At 60.4% G+C, this 18,108-nt stretch carries 16 protein-coding genes; 10 read left to right on the top strand and 6 right to left on the bottom strand.

Annotated features, from left to right (window positions below; genetic code table 11):
• Positions 1-239: 239 nt before the first annotated feature.
• A complete protein-coding gene (locus ACTORR_RS13135; RefSeq protein ID WP_054886477.1) occupies positions 240-2,027 on the bottom strand; it encodes a monovalent cation:proton antiporter-2 (CPA2) family protein in 1,788 nt (595 codons plus the stop codon).
• Positions 2,028-2,158: 131 nt separating this feature from the next.
• Entirely contained in the window at positions 2,159-3,133 is a 975-nt protein-coding gene (locus tag ACTORR_RS13130) for a GlxA family transcriptional regulator (protein WP_313364716.1), read from the bottom strand.
• 180 nt (positions 3,134-3,313) lie between these two features.
• Between ACTORR_RS13130 and ACTORR_RS13125 the strand changes: the two genes are divergently transcribed.
• Entirely contained in the window at positions 3,314-3,676 is a 363-nt protein-coding gene (locus ACTORR_RS13125; RefSeq protein ID WP_054886475.1) for a helix-turn-helix domain-containing protein, read from the top strand.
• A gap of 84 nt (positions 3,677-3,760) precedes the next feature.
• Positions 3,761-4,387, top strand: a complete 627-nt coding sequence (gene ycaC / locus ACTORR_RS13120; RefSeq protein ID WP_313364717.1) for an isochorismate family cysteine hydrolase YcaC — start codon at positions 3,761-3,763, stop codon at positions 4,385-4,387.
• A 54-nt stretch (positions 4,388-4,441) separates the two neighbouring features.
• Here ycaC and ACTORR_RS13115 read toward each other — a convergent pair whose 3' ends face one another.
• The gene (locus tag ACTORR_RS13115; RefSeq protein ID WP_441343672.1) at positions 4,442-9,490 is read right to left on the bottom strand and encodes a trifunctional serine/threonine-protein kinase/ATP-binding protein/sensor histidine kinase; all 5,049 of its coding nucleotides are present in this window, start codon (positions 9,488-9,490) and stop codon (positions 4,442-4,444) included.
• Positions 9,491-9,729: 239 nt separating this feature from the next.
• Here ACTORR_RS13115 and ACTORR_RS13110 point away from each other — a divergent pair, with 239 nt between their 5' ends.
• From ACTORR_RS13110 to ACTORR_RS13100, 3 genes are all read left to right on the top strand, one after another.
• The gene (locus ACTORR_RS13110) at positions 9,730-10,710 is read left to right on the top strand and encodes a response regulator (RefSeq protein WP_262109926.1); all 981 of its coding nucleotides are present in this window, start codon (positions 9,730-9,732) and stop codon (positions 10,708-10,710) included.
• Positions 10,707-11,072: a response regulator transcription factor gene (locus tag ACTORR_RS13105; RefSeq protein WP_313364719.1), complete on the top strand. Its 366-nt coding sequence runs from the start codon at positions 10,707-10,709 to the stop codon at positions 11,070-11,072. The genes ACTORR_RS13110 and ACTORR_RS13105 overlap by 4 nt, the downstream gene beginning before the upstream one ends.
• A gap of 73 nt (positions 11,073-11,145) precedes the next feature.
• A complete protein-coding gene (locus ACTORR_RS13100) occupies positions 11,146-11,574 on the top strand; it encodes a DoxX family protein (RefSeq protein WP_313364720.1) in 429 nt (142 codons plus the stop codon).
• 29 nt (positions 11,575-11,603) lie between these two features.
• Here the strand turns inward: ACTORR_RS13100 and ACTORR_RS13095 are convergent, their stop codons facing one another.
• On the bottom strand, positions 11,604-12,284 hold the full coding sequence (locus ACTORR_RS13095) for an ATP-binding protein (protein ID WP_441344121.1): 681 nt from the start codon (positions 12,282-12,284) through the stop codon (positions 11,604-11,606).
• Positions 12,285-12,311: 27 nt separating this feature from the next.
• On the opposite strand from ACTORR_RS13095, the gene ACTORR_RS13090 reads away from it, so the two are divergent.
• From ACTORR_RS13090 to ACTORR_RS13070, 5 genes are read left to right on the top strand one after another with little or no spacing between them, the layout of a single operon-like run.
• On the top strand, positions 12,312-12,977 hold the full coding sequence (locus ACTORR_RS13090) for a heteromeric transposase endonuclease subunit TnsA (protein WP_441343670.1): 666 nt from the start codon (positions 12,312-12,314) through the stop codon (positions 12,975-12,977).
• The gene (locus ACTORR_RS13085) at positions 12,974-14,848 is read left to right on the top strand and encodes a Mu transposase C-terminal domain-containing protein (RefSeq protein ID WP_441343669.1); all 1,875 of its coding nucleotides are present in this window, start codon (positions 12,974-12,976) and stop codon (positions 14,846-14,848) included. Before ACTORR_RS13090 ends, ACTORR_RS13085 begins: the two co-directional genes overlap by 4 nt.
• 3 nt (positions 14,849-14,851) lie before the next feature.
• Entirely contained in the window at positions 14,852-15,742 is an 891-nt protein-coding gene (locus ACTORR_RS13080; protein ID WP_441343668.1) for a TniB family NTP-binding protein, read from the top strand.
• Positions 15,743-15,745: 3 nt separating this feature from the next.
• Positions 15,746-16,966 (top strand): TniQ family protein, encoded by a 1,221-nt coding sequence (locus tag ACTORR_RS13075; protein ID WP_441343667.1) that lies wholly within the window; start codon positions 15,746-15,748, stop codon positions 16,964-16,966.
• Entirely contained in the window at positions 16,966-17,178 is a 213-nt protein-coding gene (locus ACTORR_RS13070; RefSeq protein ID WP_441343666.1) for an AbrB/MazE/SpoVT family DNA-binding domain-containing protein, read from the top strand. The genes ACTORR_RS13075 and ACTORR_RS13070 overlap by 1 nt, the downstream gene beginning before the upstream one ends.
• A 46-nt stretch (positions 17,179-17,224) precedes the next feature.
• Here ACTORR_RS13070 and ACTORR_RS13065 read toward each other — a convergent pair whose 3' ends face one another.
• Both ACTORR_RS13065 and ACTORR_RS13060 read right to left on the bottom strand, forming a co-directional pair.
• On the bottom strand, positions 17,225-17,524 hold the full coding sequence (locus ACTORR_RS13065) for a hypothetical protein (protein WP_258595459.1): 300 nt from the start codon (positions 17,522-17,524) through the stop codon (positions 17,225-17,227).
• The gene (locus tag ACTORR_RS13060; protein ID WP_441343665.1) at positions 17,521-17,883 is read right to left on the bottom strand and encodes a hypothetical protein; all 363 of its coding nucleotides are present in this window, start codon (positions 17,881-17,883) and stop codon (positions 17,521-17,523) included. Before ACTORR_RS13060 ends, ACTORR_RS13065 begins: the two co-directional genes overlap by 4 nt.
• Positions 17,884-18,108: the final 225 nt, after the last annotated feature.

The raw sequence follows: 18,108 nt of genomic DNA, 5'->3' as shown, positions 1-18,108 counted from the left end.
CATGCCAACAAGGCGGTCCCTGTTGGCTTCACAGGAGATATTGGCCCGAAACAGATGTGGGAGCGGGCTTGCCCGCGATGCGCCGCGCGGGCGGCGCTCGATCTCATAGGCGCCATAACCATCCAGGCATGCACCTGTCAGCCCTGACACTGTTCAGAGGCAGGCACCTGTCCTACCTCCTGAATCCAAACACAGAAAAAGAGGGACTAAGCCCTCTTCTCATATCACAGCGCCAACCCTCAATCCGCATCCGAATCAAACAACCGCGCCAACTCCACTCGCGCCTCCTTGGCCGTCTGCATCACCTTGGCCCGGTCATCGCGCACGAGACCCTGGGCCTCCAGCACTTCCTCGTCATGCTGGGCAAACCGCTCGATCCGGTCCGCCGCCTGCTCGTCGCTCAAGCCCAGCCCGACCAGCGCCCGACGGGTCATCTCCAGGCTGGAATAGAAGGTCTCGCGGATCGGTTCTGCGCCCACATCCGCCAGCTTGTGCACATGCTGGCGGTTACGCGCCCGGGCCAGCACTTTCAGGTGTGGGTACTGGCGCTTCACCCGTTCAGCGGTGTGGATGGCGGCCTCAGGGTCATCGATGGTGATGATGAAGTACTCCGCCTCACCGACCTTGGCCGCATGCAGCACCTCGGGGCGAAGGGGGTCGCCGTAGAACACCGGCACTTGCTCGAACATGCGCGTCATCTCGATAGCGTCCACCGAGGTTTCCAGGGCAATGAACGGGATCTTCTGCGCCCGCAGGATGCGCGCGACGATCTGGCCCATGCGGCCCATGCCGACGATCACCACCCGCGGTGTGCCAGCGTCGATGGCCTTGTACTGCTCGGGCACTTCACGCGCCGGTTGCGGGCGCTTGAGGGCGCGGGCGCAGCCGAGCATCAGCAGTGGGGTGATGGCCATCGACAGGGTGATGGTCATCAGCAGCAGGTCGTAGGTCTGGGTATCGAACAGGCCCTGGTCCTTGCCCAGCTTGAACACCACGAAAGCGAATTCGCCACCGGCAGCCAGCACCATGCCCAGGCGCAGCGCGCTGGCGCTGTTCAAGCCACCGGCCAGGCGGCCGACGGCGATTAGCAGCACCAACTTCACCGCCACCAGCAGCAGAGTCAGGCCCAGCAGCACCAGCGGCATTTCCAGCAGCAGACTCAGATTGGCGCCCATGCCGACGCTGATGAAGAACAGCCCCAGCAGCAGGCCCTTGAACGGCTCTATCTGCGATTCCAGCTCGTGGCGGTACTCCGAGTCGGCCAGCAGCAGGCCGGCGAGAAAGGCGCCCAGGGCCATGGAAATGCCGGCTTCCTCCATCAGCCAGGCGGTGCCGATCACCACCAGCAGCGCGGTGGCGGTGGACACTTCCGGCAGGCCGGTGCGGGCCACGGTGCGGAACACCGGGCGCAGCAAGTAGCGGCCGCCGATGATGACCACTGCGATACTGGCGAAGACCTTCAGGCCATGTTGCAGGCTGTCGCCGTGGCTGGTGTCCGGGCCGCTGGCCGCCAGCAACGGGACCAGTGCGATCAGCGGGATCGCGGCGATGTCCTGGAACAGCAGTATGGCGAACGCCAGGCGGCCATGGGGCGCATTGAGCTGCTTGGTTTCGGCCAGGCTTTGCAAGCCGAGTGCGGTGGACGACAGCGCCAGGCCCAGGCCGAGCACGACCGCCGCCGGCAGCGACTGGCCGAAACCGAACAGGGCAATGGCGCCGATCACCGCGCCGGTCAGCAGCACCTGTGCGGTGCCGACGCCGAATACCGACTTGCGCATCAGCCACAGGCGCTTGGGCGACAGCTCAAGGCCGATGATGAAAAGCAGCAGGACCACGCCCAGTTCGGAAATGTGCGCGACGCTTTCGGTATCGCGGATCAGGCCCAGGGCCTGAGGCCCGATGGCCACGCCAGCGAGCAGGTAACCGATCACGGCCCCCAGTTGCAGGCGCTTGGCCAGTGGGACGGCGACGACTGCGGCGAGCAGGAAGATCACCGCGGTTTGTAGAAGGCTGCCTTCGTGTGGCATTGGCTCGTACTCCATGAGCTGCCGGGGCAGCGTTTGAACAGTTTGACGGACAATTCTGGAGGCTGGGGAAAGGCAAGACAATAAGCCTTGACGGAGAAACATTGTCCCTGAAAAAGAGACAGTAGCTGCTCCTACAAGCAGCCAAACTGCGCCCGATACTGCGCCGGGGTCATGCCGATCCGCTCGCAGAACACCTTGCGCATATGCCGGTCACTGCCAAACCCGCATCGGGTCGCCACCACCTTCAACGGCAGATCGCCGCATTCGAGCAGCTTGCGCGCCTGGTCGATCCGCGCATTCTGCAGGTACTGCAGCGGCGTGATCCCGATCTCGCGTTGAAAGGTCCGGGCAAAGTTGCGCCCGCTCATGGCCACCAGGTCGGCCATCTTCTGCACGGTGAACGCCTGGTCGATGTGGTCGACGATATAGGCCTGCACCCGGGCAATCGGCGAATCATCCCGCGGTACGGCGGCCAGCAGCGGCCCGTAAGGCGTCTGCCCGCCCTGGCGATGGCGGGCAACCAGCAGCACCTTGGCGACCTCCAGGGCCAGCGCCTTGCCGTGGTCCTCGGCCACCACCGCCAGCGCCAGGTCGATCCCTGCAGTGATCCCTCCCGAAGTGATCAGGCAGCGGTCGATCACGTAGATCTGGTCAGACTCGACCTTGGCCTCGGGAAACGCCTGGGCCAGGCGCTCCACGTAGTTCCAGTGGGTAGTGCAGCGATAGCCGTCGAGCAACCCGGAACGCCCGAGCACGAACGCCCCGGTGCAGATCGCGCCGAAGCGCCGTGCCCTGTTAACGGCGGCAGGCAGCCAACGCTCGATCGCCGGCAGCGCGACGTGGTAGGCCCCCGGCCCACCCGGTACCAGCAGCAGGTCGATGCGGGCTGGCAATTGCTCCAGGCGCAGGTCGGCCATTACCTTCAGGCCGCAAGAACCGCGGATGGTCCCCTGGCCTTCGGCCACGGTCACCAACCGATAATGCTGGTCTTCAGGCAGGAACCGGTTGGCAATGGCAAAGGCATCCATCGGCCCGGTCACATCCAGCATCAGCACATCATCGAACAGCACCATGGCCACGGTGCGTTGGGTGTGGTTTTCCTGCATACCTCTTTCGCCTTGAATGCTGACCGCTTGTGGCGGCATGAAGCTGAGTAAGAAACGCATCTTAAGGTATCGGCCAAAAGGCCAGGGCCAGCAGCGCACAATTAACAACAATTCAGGTTTGCCTCAGGACTTTGTCATGCCCCGGCGGCGAGACTTTCTTCATTGAACAGGAGAGTCGCCATGCACCCTGGGACGCCCCAAGCGCTTCTGCACACTCCCGGCGCGCTGACACCCGCGCGGCTGCGTCAGGCCAAGGAATTGATGTTGCACAGCTCGCTGTCGATCATCGAAATCGCCGCTGTATGCAACCTCACCCGCAGCCATTTTTCCCGTGCCTTCAAGGTCAATACCGGCCTCTCGCCCCAGGCCTGGCGCCTGTTGGCGCGCATGGAAAAGGCCAAGCGCCTGCTTGTCACCGAGGCGCCGATCACCCACGTGAGCCTGGAGTGCGGCTTCTGCGACCAGGCCCACTTCACCCGTGCCTTCAGCCGCCTGGTCGGCCAACCGCCCAAGGCCTGGCGCCTGGCACAGGCATTTTCTTAAGCCGGCGCTATCCGCCGGTATAAGCCCTTGGGACAAGCCACCCGGTAAGTCCCGCTCCGTTTTCCCAACCCAAGGAGTCACCCCATGAGCCAACCTGATTACAAGCGCCTGAACAAGGACGATGCCGTGGTCCTGCTGGTCGACCACCAGACTGGCCTGATTTCGCTGGTGCAGGACTTTTCGCCCAACGAGTTCAAGAACAACGTGCTGGCCCTTGGCGACCTGGCCAAGTTCTTCGGTCTGCCGACCATTCTCACCACTAGCTTCGAGCAAGGCCCCAATGGCCCGTTGGTGCCGGAGTTGAAAGAGATGTTCCCGGACGCGCCGTACATCGCTCGCCCAGGCCAGATCAATGCCTGGGACAACCAAGACTTCGTCAAGGCGATCAAGGCCACTGGCCGCAAGCAGCTGATCATCGCGGGTGTGGTGACCGATGTATGCGTGGCGTTCCCGACGTTGTCGGCGCTGGCCGAGGGCTTTGAAGTGTTCGTGGTGACCGATGCTTCGGGCTCCTTCAACGAGACCGTGCAGCAGGCGGCGTGGGTGCGCATGACCCAGGCAGGCGCACAGATGATGAACTGGTTCTCGGTGGCCTGTGAGCTGCACCGCGACTGGCGCAACGACATCGAAGGGCTGGGCAACCTGTTGTCGCAGCGGATCCCCAACTACCGCAACCTGATGAACAGCTATGCGGCGTTGAGCTCGCGTTGAGCTGAACCTGTACCTGCCCTTTCGCGGGCACGCCCGCGAAAGGGCAGGTACAGGTCAAGAAGAACTCACAGGCAGCGTGAAGCGGATCCGGCACCCGCCGAACTCTGAGACCAACGCCTGCAACTGCCCGCCATGGGCCTGCACCACCGAACTGCAGATCGCCAACCCCATCCCCAGCCCTGCTTGCTTGGTGGTATGGAATGGGTCAAACACCCGTGCCCGCTCCTCTGCAGCAATGCCAGGCCCGTTGTCATCGACGCAGATCTCGATCCCATCGCCGGTAACGACAGACGCAATCCGCAGCACACCATCACTGCGATAGCCCGCCAGCGCCTCCAGCGCGTTGGTGATCAGGTTGAACACCAACTGCTGCAACTGCACCGGGTCGGCCATCACGCTCACCCCAGCCTGTAGTTGTGTCTGCACGTCGACCGTGTACTTGGCAGCGTCCGCCGAGGTCAGGCGCAGCACCTCGCGGATCAGCTCGTCGACCTTGACCACCTTGAGCTGCATCGGTGCCTGCTTGGCCAGCGAGCGCAGTGCGCGGACGATGTTGGCGGCGCGCTCGCTGTCGTTACGGATATCTTCCAGGCCAGCCATCGCCTCTTCCAGGTTGGGTTCGGCGCGCTTGAGCCAACGCAGGCTGGCAGCAGCGTTGGAGGCTATCCCCAGCAGCGGTTGGCTGATCTCGTGGGCAATGGACGCCGAAAGCTCGTTCATCACCTGCAGATGGGCGCTGCGCGCAAGTTCGGCGCGTGATCGGCGCAGTTCTTCTTCCATTTGCGCACGGACCTGGTTGTCCTCGGCCAGGCGGGTATACAACTTGGCAGTCTGCAGCGACACCGCCGCCTGCGAGGCGAGGATCTCCAGCATGGCCAGGCGCTGGCTGCCGAACAGGTTAGGCACCAGGCGGTTCTCCAGGTACACCAGGCCGATCAGGACCCCCTGGATCACCAGCGGCAGGCACAACACCGAGCGGGCGTTGCGCGTGTGCAGCTCCTGGCGGAAGGCCTCGGGGCAATCGCTCTGGGCGTCGTTGAGTACCAGCGGCTTCTTGGTGCGCATGGTGGCGTTGATGATCGACCGTGGCGCCTGGGTCATGAACTTCTGGCAATTGTCCATATTCACGTGCAAGCCGGCATCGTCGATATAGGCGAGGGCGGCCATCTGGAACTCAGCGCCACTGACGATCAGCAGTGCACCGTGATCGGCGCCGGAATGCTGGGTGAGGTGACTCATCAGCGTTTCGATCAGGCCTTCGAGCAGCACTTCTTCAGACAACGCCCGCGCCGCTTCGATGCCGGCCTCCAGGTCCAGCTTGGCCTGCTGGGTGGCGCGGTGGGTCTCCTGAACGGGCTGGGTGCGCAGGAACGGGTGAAGGGCCTCCAGCTGGTGCACCTTGCCGGTCGCGCCCCAGATATGGAAGCAATCGCGGGCGATGCGCAGGTGCAGGTTGGCGCCGGAGATCAATCCGCTGGGGATGCAGACCTCGGCCAGCTGTTCATGGGCCAGCGCCTGTTCGTGGATGAAACCGGCAGCGGTCGCGGCGATTTGCGCCTGGTCGAAGCAGCGGATGGCCGTCAGGCCGTCGCCTTCGAGCTTGGCGATCACCCCTTCGATCAGCAGCAGCTTGTTGCGAAAGGTCACAGGGTTGAAACAGGCCCAGCGGCTGAAGCGCTCGCGCAGGGATTGCAGTACGGCCAGCTTGTCGGCAAGGCGGCCGGGGGCTTCCGGGCTGCCCAAGGCCAGGCCGCGGAACAGGTGATAGTCTGCCAGGTTGATGTGCGCAGGTGCCGCCCAGGCGCTGTCGCCCGCTGCGCTCAGGCTGCGCATGGCTTGCGCGATATCACCCAGGTAGAACGCTGACATACCGTTGAACAGGTGCTGGAAGAACAGCGTGGTGGGTGACTGGGCATGCAGGGGCGAGGCCGTGCCGGGCATTCCGCTCAGGCTGGCGACGAACCCCTGTTGGGCGTGCAGGATCTGTTCGATATCGCTGTAGCCGAAACTGCGCACAGTGGCCAGACCCTGTACCACTTCCTCGGCGACCTGTGGCAGGTAGCGGCCCATGAACAGTGAGTCGGAAACCAGATGGTTGCAGGCATGGCAGGTCATCGCCAGGTCGCCGCTAAAGCGGGTCGAATCAATTGCCTCCAGCGCCGTGCGGCGGGCGAACTCCATGGGTGAGGTCCAGGCGCTGACCCGGTCCAAGGCCAGCAGGGCGCTGGTGAGATCAGCTTCGAAACCGTGTCGCTCGATCAGCTTCAGCGCTGCCAGGCAGCAGGCGTGGCCGTCGTGGTAGTTGCCGAAGCGATCGGCGATCATCACCCCGTACCAGGCCAGACCGTAGGTGCTGCCCGGGGCGACCCCCTGCAGCAACGACAGCTCCATGAGCTTGGTCAGGTGCAGGAAGCGGATATCGTCCTGCACGAAAAACGACGACGACAGGGTGGCCAGCAGGCCGATGGCAACGGCCACTTCCTCCGAGTCGGTGCGCGGTAGCGAGGCCAGGCAATGACGCCCTTTCTGTTCGATCAGGGCCTCTACCTGCGCATGGCTGGCCTCCACCTGCTGTGGGGCGACACCGCGAGCCAGGCTGATGCCCAAAAGCTCGAGGCCGGCGACGGCGGTGGTGATGGCGGCCTGGTAGTCGCCGCGCAAGGTGTGCAGGCGTGCCTGCAGCTTGCATACCCGCGCCCGGTCCAGCGGCGAGCATGCGCGCTGAAGGCATTCGATGAGTCGCCCCTGGGCAGCGGCCATGCGCGACAGTTGCAAGTCACACTCCGCCGCCATGCAGGCGATAGCAAAGGCATGGGGGGCGTGGCTTTGCGGCGTTGCGCCGTGGATCAGCAACTGCTCGCAAACCTGCAGATGAGCTGCCGATTGTTCACACGCACCGCTGTCGCGCGAACGCAGCGCCGCTTCACGCAAAAGCTGCAGGAACACATCGCGCTCATCCGCTGCAAACCCGCAGGGGCTGGCGCGTTGCAGCTGACTGGCGATCTCGAAAACCACCTCCTGCAAGTCGTTGTGCCAAACCTGGAGCATGGCTTGGGCTATGCGTGCATGCAGTTGAGCCCGATCACACGTGGGTGTGAGTTGATAGGCGGCCTCCATCACCCGGTCATGGGCAAAGCTCAGGCCTTTCTGGCCCGGCAGCAGGAAGCCCATGTCAATCAAGGCTTTCAGCGGTTTATCCGGCGGCGGTACAAGCAGCAGGTGCAGCAGGCGCTCATTGCAGCGGCTGCCTGCCGCGCTGGCGACCCGCAGCACATCGCGCTGGGGGGCCGGCAGGCGTGCCAGGCGGTGGATCATCAGGTCGGCGACGTTTTCGGCGTAACGTTGCCGGGCCACGGCCTGCAGGCACCATGACCAGCGCATGGCCTGGGTGTCGAAAGTGAACAACCGGTCCTCGACCATGGCCTTGAGGATCTGGTTGATAAAGAACGGGTTGCCGGCGGTCTTGTCGTGCACCAGTCCGGCAACCTGCAACGCCTCGTCTGGGCTGACGTGGTAGCGCTCACTGATCAGTTCGGTGACTGCACCGACGTCCAGTGGGCGCAGGTTCAGTGTCGTGGAGCGCAGCGCTACGGGAACTGCCAGCGGCACGCCAGCAGTGGGCGTATCGTTGCGCCGGGTGACGATCAGCAGCAGGTTGTCCGGCGCCTGGGCAAGCAACTGTGCCAGTAGCTGCCGTGTGCCATCGTCAGCCCCTTGCAAGCCATCGAAACACAGCACCAGCGGGTGGCCTGGGTAGCTGAATACCTGCAGGAACTCAACGATCGCCCGCTGTTCTTTGTGCAGTGCCAGGCGCGTGGGCTTTTCTGGCAACTCGGGCAGTGGACCCAGAATCAATTGCAGGTCCGGTGCCAGTTTGCCGAGCAGCCGACCGTGGCCTTCGATGCGCTGCAGGATCTCGCGGCGCAGGGTGTCGAGGTCCTGGCTGTTCTTGGCCAACAGCTGGGTGGTCAGTGAGCCGAGGATCTCTACCCAGGGGGCATAGGGCACGGCCTGGTCCGGACTGTTGCACTTGCCGACAGCCCAGTAGCCTTCGGCATGCGCTTTGAGTGTGGCCTCGACCAGGCTGGATTTGCCCAGACCCGCAGCGCCGTTGATGAACAGCACCTGGGGCTTGCTGTCGCGACGCTGATTATCGAGCATCAGGGCGATCAGCTTCTGTTCGGCAGTGCGGCCATACAAGCGCTCGCGACTGGGCGAAACCGGGTCGGCGCAGCCGGGCTCGAAGGGGGCGATGGTTTTGCTTGCGGTCCACTGCCGTTGGCAATGGGCCAGGTCTACGGCCAGAGCCCGGGCGCTCTGGTAGCGGGCGTCAGGCTCCTTTGCCAGGGCCTTGGCCAGGATCCGGCTCAGTGGCAGTGGTACCTGGCTGTCGACCTCACAAGCCGAGCGTGGCTGAACGCCGGCGTGCAGCTGGCGCCAGTGCTGGGCATCCCGCCCGGCCAGCGGCAGCTCGCCCAGCAGCAGCTGGTAGAGAATCGCACCCAGGGCGTAGATGTCGCTGCGCCGGTCGCTGCTGCTGCCGTGGGGGCAGATCTGCTCCGGCGCCAGGTAGGCCCAGTTGCCGAGCGCGTTGCCCTGTTCGCTGATCAGCTCTGGTGTGTCGGCACGAAAACAGCCCAGCCGCACCCGCTGGTTCGCCTGCAGGCAAACATGTTCGGGCTGCAACGCACCGTGCAGCACATTGCGCTCGTGGGCCTGAGCCAGGGCGTCGGCGGCATTTACCGCGATATCGAAGAACAGGGGCAGGTCAACCGGGCCTTCACTGATCAGGTCGGCGATGGAGCGGCCGGTCGGGTACACCAGCAACGGGCCTTCGGCGCAGCGGACGAACGCTGAGGGGATGACCGCCCACTGCGGGTCCAGCTGCAGGCGGTAGTCACGCTCCAGGCGCTGGCAGGCTGCGGGAGCTTCGAGCGGGGCGCGCACGGCAATCCAGGCCTGGCGAGAGACGGGGTCATGCAAGCGGAAATAGCTGAGCTCACCGTCCTGGCCCAGCTGCGTGATGTTGCAGCGATTCAGCCAGCCGTCGTCGATCGACTGGTCGAAATCGATAGGCCTGTTGGCGAGGCGTTCATCAAGCATAAAGCACCCCCTGCTAGCGACATCCTGGCGCACGAGTATACGCAGCCGCCCGCTCAACAATGGGCGCTGCGGGCGGCTTGGCAGGAACGGGCACGCTGTTGTCCGTTATCAATACCTGGCGGCTGGAGGGCGCTTGTATAGTGAAAAGGCCACCTATCCCTCGGGATAATTGTCTGAATGCGTGTGCTCGCCTAGGCTGCCCGAGGCTGCGCAGACGCCCATGCCCGCGAGAGGAAACCATGATCCGAATAGGCAACGCCCAGGTGTCGCTCGAGCGACGAGAAGCCTTTCTCGATGGCAAGCCGATCCTGTTGGGCGGGCGGGCATTCGAGGTGCTGGCCACGCTGATCAAGGCCAAAGGCCGGGTGGTTGGCAAGGATGAGCTGTTCAGCCAGGTGTGGGCCGGCACGGTGGTCGAAGACAACAACCTGCAGGTGCAGGTGTCGCTGTTGCGCAAGGCCTTCGGTGACCGCGGGCTGATTCAGACCGTGCCGCGGCGGGGATACCGCCTGGCCGCCCAGGTGAGCTTCGATGTCCCTTGCCTGGCGCTGGGCCAGTCACCGTTGTGCGCCAAGGCCGAAACCAGCGAACCGTGCTACGACGTTGCCAATGTGCCTGTGCTGGTTGTGGATGACGACCCTTCTGTGCGCAAGGCGCTCGGTCGCCTGCTGGGTTCGCGGGATATTCCACACCGGTTGTTCGCCAGTGCCGAAGCGTTGTTCGACGCTCGCCTGGAAAGCCCCTGCGCCTGCCTGCTGCTGGATATGCATCTGGCCGAAACCACCGGCCTTGAGGTTCAGGCTACGTTGCGCCGGCTGGCGCTACCCTGGCCAATCATGTTCATGACCGGCTTCGGCACCATCCCCATGACGGTCCAGGCCATGCGCGCCGGGGCCGTCGAGTTCCTGACCAAGCCCTTCGACGAAGACCAGTTGCTGGTGCTGCTTGATTCGGTACGCGCACGCGCGGTGATCGAGGGGCGCAAATGGCAGCATGCGCGACAGGTCGAGGAAAAGTACCAGCACCTCACCCAGCGCGAACGCCAGGTGTTCTCGCTGGTGGTCGGCGGCTTGTCGCACAAGCAGATCGCCAGGGAAATCGGCACCAGTGAAGTGACCACCAAGGTGCACAAGAAGAACATCATGAACAAGATGCAATCCCGCTCGCTACTGGAGCTGGTAGCCATGCACAACGTCATCGACGCCCGGCCCGGCGCATGAACAGAGCGGTGTGCATCGTTGATGATGATGCTTCGGTGCGCAAAAGCCTGGGTAACCTGCTGCGCTCAGTGGGGTTCGAGTGCCTGGCGTTCGCGACGGGGGAGGTGTTCCTGGCCTCGAACCAGGTGCGCGAGGCAGGCTGCGTGCTGCTCGACCTGAAAATGCAGGGGATGAACGGGCTGGACGTGCAGCAGGAACTGGTGCGGCGGGGTTGGCTTTTGCCAGTCATCTGCATGTCGGCGCACTGGGACGAGCGGGCGCTGCAGGCGGCGCTGCGCAATGGCGCACGGGGTTGTCTGGGCAAGCCGTTTTCCGAAGAGGTGCTGCTCAAGCTGGTCGAAGAGGCGTTGGCAGGTGAATGAGCACACCTGAACAATCAATCGCCGAGCAGGCGGGCGATGCTCGCTGGCTTGATAGAAGCCCGAGACCTTTGCCATGCCACGCCTCAAGCCCTTCCTCGAGCCGCAATCGGCGGCCCCGACTGCCAGCGGCCTGCTGTTCATGCGGGTGATGGCTGCTGTGCTGCTGTTTTCCATCCACGGGTTGCCCAAGCTACTGGACTGGAGCGGGGAATTGCAGCGCATCGAAGATCCATTTGGCCTGGGTGCGCCGCTGACCCTGGGCCTGGCGGTGCTTGCCGAGGTGGTTTGCCCGGTGTTGCTGGTGCTGGGCGTGGTGGCGCGGCTGGCCTGCCTGCCGGTGCTGGCAGTGTTGCTGGTGGCGCTGGTGGTGGTGCATCCAGAGTGGTCACTGGAGCAAGGGCAGTTTGCCTGGTTGCTGGTGGCCCTGTATGGCGGGCTGGCATTGACCGGGCCTGGGTTGTACTCGGTGTCTGGATTGATCGGTCGAAACAGATTGTCCTGACCTTGTGGCGGCAAGGCAGCCCCAAAGCGCTAGCTGCTCCCCGGCCGGTACTGCAACGCCTCGGCCAGATGCCCCCGGCGGATCGCCTGGCTACCTTCCAGATCCGCCAATGTACGTGCAACCTTCAACAGCCGGTGCGCTGCGCGCAAAGAAAGCGTTAGCCGCTCGCAGGCACTTTCCAGCCAAGCCTGGTCTGCCGCTGCCAGCTGACAATGGCTGCGCAACCCGTCGAGGTCCAGAAACGCATTGGCACAGCCTTGCCGTCGCTGCTGCACTTCGCGGGCCTGGGCTACCTTGGCGGCCACGTCGGCACTGGTTTCCCCGCTTGGCTGGTGGCTGAGCGTGGTGGTCTCGCGGGCCACGGTCAGGTGCAAGTCGATGCGGTCCAGCAACGGCCCCGACAGCTTGTTGCGATACCGTGCAATCTGCTCGGTGCTGCAGCGGCAGCGGCCAGTCGGGTCACCCAGGTAGCCGCAAGGGCAGGGGTTCATCGCCGCCACCAGCTGGAAGCGCGCCGGAAAACGCACCTTGTCGCGCGCCCGGGCAATCACGATCTCGCCCGATTCCAGCGGTTCGCGCAGTACTTCCAGCACGCGCCTTTCAAACTCTGGCAGTTCGTCGAGAAACAGCACGCCATGGTGCGCCAAGGTGATTTCGCCTGGCTGCGGCCGGCTGCCGCCGCTGTAAAACACATCGTAAAATGAGAAAATACGGCTAGCTTCTAGAGATCAATGAGAATGAAGAAAGCTCTGCCCACTTTGCCGGTCCGCAGCATCGGCGTTAGCGGCCGCAGCGTCACAGGCATCGTGCCGCTAATGGGACGGTTCGAATCGACCCTTGAGCGCGATCTAATGGAGCTTGTCCGCTTCGATCGCCGCGTCACCAGCTTCCTGCCTCAGCCCGTTAAGATCGAATATAAGGGCGAGGCCGGTGAAGACCGGTCGTACACCCCCGACGGCCTCATCACCTTCCAGGAATCGGCCTCATCACCGCAGCCAATCCTCTATGAGGTCAAATACCGAGCAAATTTTCGCGAGCAGTGGCGAAATCTGCTGCCCAAGTTTCGTGCGGCAAAATCGTACTGCGCTGAGCGCGGGTGGCGTTTTGAGGTCTACACGGAGCGGGAAATCCGTACGCCGTATTTGGATAACGTCAAATTTCTGTGGCCGTTTCGAAGCCGAGAGCCTGGCCCCCTCCGGCGCGCCCAAGTCGTGGGTGTATTTGAGAGCTACAGCTTGATCAGTGTGAGCAACCTCCTTGGAATGCTTGCCCCTGATCCCAAACAGCGCGGTGAGCTTATCCCCGTCTTGTGGCACCTGATCGCCAATGGGGTCGTTTGTTGCGACCTGAATGTCCCGTTAAGCATGACGAGTGTGCTCTCGATCGGGGAGGTAGTGAAATGAAAACCATCAGACCAGGTCAATTGGTCTACTGGAGAGATTCGGCCTCGATAGTTGTTGAACTCAAAGGTCTGATTGAGGCTGTAATCCGAAGAATTGAGGACTCCTCGATCGAGGTGGTGCGATGTGTGGACCTCAAGTCCAGTCCAGAAGTCGGCCCGACGAGGGACTCGTCCCACTTAACCCAAGATCGAGCAGCTTGGGATGAGACTCTTGAGCGTTTTGCAATCATCAAACCGCTATTGCAGGGGCGTCGGAGTGTGGAAGATGTCAAGGATGCTGCGGAGCGCTCAGGTAAGAGTGTTCCCACCATCTATAGATGGCTGAAACGATATGAAAAAACAAATCTTGTATCTTCTCTGTCCAAGTCTCCTCGCTTCGACAAAGGTCTGGGGCGCTTACCCAAAGAGGTCCAAGACGTAATAGATGAGCAAATAGAGGCGTACTATCTAAAAAAAGAACGGCGAAAAGTCACTCAGCTGTACACACGTATTCGGGAAGTTTGTAAATCTCGCGGCTTGCCCGAGCCGCATCTGAATACTATTTACGGGCGAGTTAGTAATATTGAGGCCGGTGTCAAGGTCAGGAGACGTCATGGGTCCAAAGCCTACCGTGATAATATACTGCCCACCTTGGGTGAGTTCCCTGGCGGCGACTATCCAAACGAGGTTGTACAAATTGACCATACGCCGGTAGATGTCATCATCGTTGATGAGCAACACCGCCTACCCATAGGCAGGCCATATCTTACCATTGCTATTGATGTTGCTACAAAGATGGTCACTGGATTTTGCCTGACGCTGGATCCGCCCAGCGCGCTTTCGGCCGGTCTATGTATCGCGCATGCGGTGCAAGAGAAATCTAATTGGCTAGCTAAGAGGGATATTCTCGCTGAATGGCCGATTCATGGGAAAATGGCAAAAATCCATGTCGATAATGCTAAAGAATTCCGGGGCACGATGTTGCAAAGAGCCTGTGCGCTGCATGACATTGTCTTAGAGTACAGACCTAGGCATCAGCCGAACTATGGCCCACATGTGGAACGTGCTTTTCGAACCTTTATGACTGAATGTCATACGTTGGAAGGGACGACCTTTTCAAACGTCAAAGCCAAGGCCGATTACAATTCGGAACAAAAAGCGTGCTTAACCTTGGATGAGTTGGAGCTTTGGTTCACAACTTTCTTCGTTTACTCCTACCATAATGCTAAGCATTCAGGTAATGGTGGCATTCCGCCTATTAAGAAATTCGCTCAGCTTGTGTATGGCTCGGATACACAGCTTGGGGTTGGGCTACCAGCTAGGGTCGAGGATGAGGAGACGTTTCGCCTGGATTTTACGCCATACCTCGAAAGAACCATACAGCAGACTGGCGCGTTGGTTAACTACATCCATTATTATTCGCCGGTTTTGCGTAAGTGGATCAAGGCGATAGATCAGAATACGAACAAAGCAAAAAAATTCATCTTTGCATACGATCCGAGAGATATAAGTGTTGTTTACTTCTTGGACCCAGACACAAAAACCTACGTTCCGATCCCATACCTGAATAGTGCTCGGCCGGCGATCAGTTATTGGGAGCTCAAGGCCGCGCTTAAGCGAATAAAGAATGACCCTAATAACGAGCCCGATGAGGACAAGATTTTTCACGGGGTTACGCTGATGCGGAAAATTGAGGAAAATGCTATTGAAAGTACGCGGTTAGCGAAGGCTCAACGGACCAGAGAAAAGAGGAGTCTGCGGAATGCTCAACGGCGCAGGCAGTCTCTGGGTGTGCATCAGATATCTAAGGTTGATTCCCATGTCGAAGTTCCGGAGGACTTAGATCCGTTTGAAGAAGTAATCACGCCGTTTGACGACATAGAATTGGGGTGATCCATGACCAGCTATCAATATCTACACCCTGAAGCCCTCAAACTCGTTGAGCAGGATGCGGAGGCGCGAAGCCTATGGATTGCCAACCGACGATGGATCGGGTATCCACAAGCTAATGCTATCCTCAAAAAGCTCGATCGTTTGCTCGTCCATCCGCGGCAAACACGCATGCCTAACATGCTCATTGTAGGTAACACTAATAACGGTAAATCAAACTTGGTTGATAAGTTCGTAGGGCGCAATCTTCCCGACGAAAATCCGAGTGGTGAGCACATCGTGTGTCCAGTGCTTAAAATAGAAACCCCTCCGAGCCCGACGGAGGCAAGTATCTATTCGGAAATACTTGGGAGGCTTTTTGAGAAGGATCCTGCATCATCTACCAATGCTAAGCGCATGCGGGTTATAAAGGTTTTGAGGGAAATTCAACTAAAGGTTCTCGTTATTGATGATCTTCACAACATGCTCGCGGGTACGTCCGTAAGGCAGCAGCAATCTCTGAACATGTTGAAATATCTGGGTAACGAACTTCAAATTTCCATAGTAGGTTGCGGCACTGGCGATCTGCTCCGTGCAGTCAGCATCGATCCGCAGATCCAGAACCGGTTTCCTCCCGAGTTTCTACCAAAGTGGGAAATGAACAAGGAATTCCTACAGCTCTTGATGTCCTTTGAGCGATTGCTGCCATTGCGGCAGAAGTCGGCATTACATGAGCGGCCGTTGGCAGCTAAGGCTTTGGCCATGTGTGAAGGTTACATAGGGGAGCTGTCGCTGTTGCTCAACGCCGCGGCCGAGTACGCAATTGAGTCTGGTGAGGAAAGGATCACAGCCGAGGTAATGAACGAGTGTGGGTATCTCTCACCCAGTGATAGGACGCAAATGGCATCGAGGATCTAGCATATGCTCCCAATCCATCCACAGCCGTTGTCGGATGAGCTTCTGACCTCTTGGATGGTGCGGCTGGCTTTTGCTAATGGTTTTGCCTTGCACACCTTTTACTCCAATCTGCTGGGGTACAGGGCGCCTATCTGGAATCGCGATTCTGATCGCCATCCTCCGTCAGCTCTGCTCGACTGCTTATCCACCGCGACGGGGCGGCCGGTCGAGGAGCTAAGAGGTCTGACCTTGGGCTGCTACGAGGGATTCATTTTTGAACATTTTGTAGTTAGTGGAGATGTCCCATTTCTGCTCCCCACCGGTCTTTATCACCGCACCCGTCGCAGAGCGGGCATACAGTTCTGTCCCATCTGCCTGAAGCTCGATCCGGCACCGTATTATCGGCGCTACTGGCGTTTAGCACTCTCTACTATGTGCACAGCGCACGATTGCTTTCTGGAGCAGATGTGCCCCTCCTGTGGGTCGCCGGTAGTCTTCCACCAGCACGGGATAGGTCGTTCAAAACTAATCGCCGGAAGTGCGTTGAGCATCTGTAGCAAATGCGATTTTAGATTAGGCGATACCCAGCCCAGGCTCACGGGCTGCGCAAACAATGCGGCCGGTCGGATGCTCCTCAACATCACCCGTGCGGTTCAGCTTGGAGACTGGAACGGCTTTTTCCAACGGCTGCCGCTGAGTCTGTCATTTTTTACAGGCCTGCGAGTACTTCTAGGCCTGATATGCGGAAGACACGGCCGACGATTACGCGCCGTGTTGAGCGGAATAATCGGGATGGAAGTCGCCCCGGTGGCCCATCTAGATTTTGAGTATCAGTCACTGGAGGTGCGATACGCTTTGCTACGCGCTGCAGCGGCGCTTTTGGTCCATTGGCCAGCGCTCTTCTATGATACTTGCCGCCAGGCGAAGCTCACTCGCTCACGTCTCACGGACTCATTCTCGACAATGCCGTACTGGTTGCGCATTGAGGTCGACCAATATCTTGATACCCGGTCGTACCTACCCCCCGCTGAGGAGGTCGAATCTGCAGCTTGCTATCTGCAGGGTGCTGGGATGGCCGTCTCCGGCTCATCTCTCGGTGTTTTGCTAGGCTTGAAGAGGGATGTCGCTCGCAGGGCATTTGTACAGTGGAAAGAATGTCAGCCAGAAGCACCAGGCGCTTGTCTGGGGCCACGGCCCCCATGTCATGCTCCCCGCTATCCCAGTAGTTTCCGTCAGGAGAAGTGATGATGCCAAGCGCAGGCAGACCCTACGTCAAGCGTACGACGGTTAAATACCAAGACCCGAAAGACGGCACCGGCGACCATATCATCGATATCCCTGACGAAATGCTCCAGGCAATCGGTGCTGTTGTAGGCGACGAGCTCAGTATTGAAGTGGTCGACGGCATGATTCTGTTGAGACCGCTCAGTAGTGCCACTCCAGGGCCAGGAGTGTAACGCGAGGCAACAGCCTCACCTGGCCCCGTACAGCCAGTCGTTCCTACTACCTGGATATTTCGGCTGGGAGATCTCGCGCGTAGCCTTCGATCAGCTCGATCAGTTCAACATGCTTGGGGAACTCTGTTTTCAGCCAACCGCTTGGCACAAAATGACGATCCAGGTGCACCGCAGTGCTCTGTCCATCGCCGCAGGCACACAGCATCACATTTATCTCGGTTTCATCTCCAGCCATCGCCGCGGGGACGAACACGACTCCCATGTCACTCACCCCAAATGAGCGTCTCCATTCGGGATAGCGCTTTCCATCGGGGTTGGACACTGCATACCACTGAATACTGTTCATTGGTCTCTCTCAAAGGGAATTAATGTCGGGTGCGGTAGATCTTCGCCGTCGATCGCCGCCAACACCTGTTCCAGCACTGAGGCCGGGGCATCCAGCTCGCCGAGGATGACGTACAACTCAGAGAGCAGTTCTGTTTCGGCTTTCCGACGGCGGTCTGTGCTGCCGTCTTCTGCCTCTCCATCATCGAATGCGCTATTCACGGCTTGCTTGGCGACGAGATAGCGTGCATTGCAGTCACAGGAGAAAGGGTGATCGCCGTTGTGGAACCGGTCTTGGGCTTCCCAGCCACTAAGCCGGGGGGCAATAGGTTTGCCGCATTGGGGGCAATAAACAGGTTGGCCGTCGATGAGGTAGTGCATGGCTGGGTTCCTTTCGCCTGTGCGATGTGAAGTCGCTGTCATGCCGCGCCGGTCACTGGCGAGGCGCGGCATTGTCATGAACGCCGTATGCCGCTGTCCACCAAAGGTACAAATGTTCAAAGTTCCAGTACGTGAGGCCCCACGGTACAGAGCGGGATCGGACGCTCAAAATTGCCGGATCTATGCGAATCACTAACGCATAAAAGCGTAACGGTTTCTGCCTAA

It is taken from the genome of Pseudomonas sp. SAR267 (genome assembly GCF_052077595.1).
GTDB lineage: Bacteria > Pseudomonadota > Gammaproteobacteria > Pseudomonadales > Pseudomonadaceae > Aquipseudomonas > Aquipseudomonas vlassakiae.
Note: the sequence above shows the minus strand (reverse complement) of the source record. Positions and strands in the feature narration are given on the sequence as shown.

Coding starts and splice junctions, on each gene's coding strand:
- ACTORR_RS13135 (WP_054886477.1), bottom strand. CDS start 2,027: ATGCCACACGAAGGCAGCCTTCTACAAACCGCGGTGATCTTCCTGCTC.
- ACTORR_RS13130 (WP_313364716.1), bottom strand. CDS start 3,133: ATGCAGGAAAACCACACCCAACGCACCGTGGCCATGGTGCTGTTCGAT.
- ACTORR_RS13125 (WP_054886475.1), top strand. CDS start 3,314: ATGCACCCTGGGACGCCCCAAGCGCTTCTGCACACTCCCGGCGCGCTG.
- ycaC (WP_313364717.1), top strand. CDS start 3,761: ATGAGCCAACCTGATTACAAGCGCCTGAACAAGGACGATGCCGTGGTC.
- ACTORR_RS13115 (WP_441343672.1), bottom strand. CDS start 9,490: ATGCTTGATGAACGCCTCGCCAACAGGCCTATCGATTTCGACCAGTCG.
- ACTORR_RS13110 (WP_262109926.1), top strand. CDS start 9,730: ATGATCCGAATAGGCAACGCCCAGGTGTCGCTCGAGCGACGAGAAGCC.
- ACTORR_RS13105 (WP_313364719.1), top strand. CDS start 10,707: ATGAACAGAGCGGTGTGCATCGTTGATGATGATGCTTCGGTGCGCAAA.
- ACTORR_RS13100 (WP_313364720.1), top strand. CDS start 11,146: ATGCCACGCCTCAAGCCCTTCCTCGAGCCGCAATCGGCGGCCCCGACT.
- ACTORR_RS13090 (WP_441343670.1), top strand. CDS start 12,312: ATGAAGAAAGCTCTGCCCACTTTGCCGGTCCGCAGCATCGGCGTTAGC.
- ACTORR_RS13085 (WP_441343669.1), top strand. CDS start 12,974: ATGAAAACCATCAGACCAGGTCAATTGGTCTACTGGAGAGATTCGGCC.
- ACTORR_RS13080 (WP_441343668.1), top strand. CDS start 14,852: ATGACCAGCTATCAATATCTACACCCTGAAGCCCTCAAACTCGTTGAG.
- ACTORR_RS13075 (WP_441343667.1), top strand. CDS start 15,746: ATGCTCCCAATCCATCCACAGCCGTTGTCGGATGAGCTTCTGACCTCT.
- ACTORR_RS13070 (WP_441343666.1), top strand. CDS start 16,966: ATGATGCCAAGCGCAGGCAGACCCTACGTCAAGCGTACGACGGTTAAA.
- ACTORR_RS13065 (WP_258595459.1), bottom strand. CDS start 17,524: ATGAACAGTATTCAGTGGTATGCAGTGTCCAACCCCGATGGAAAGCGC.
- ACTORR_RS13060 (WP_441343665.1), bottom strand. CDS start 17,883: ATGCACTACCTCATCGACGGCCAACCTGTTTATTGCCCCCAATGCGGC.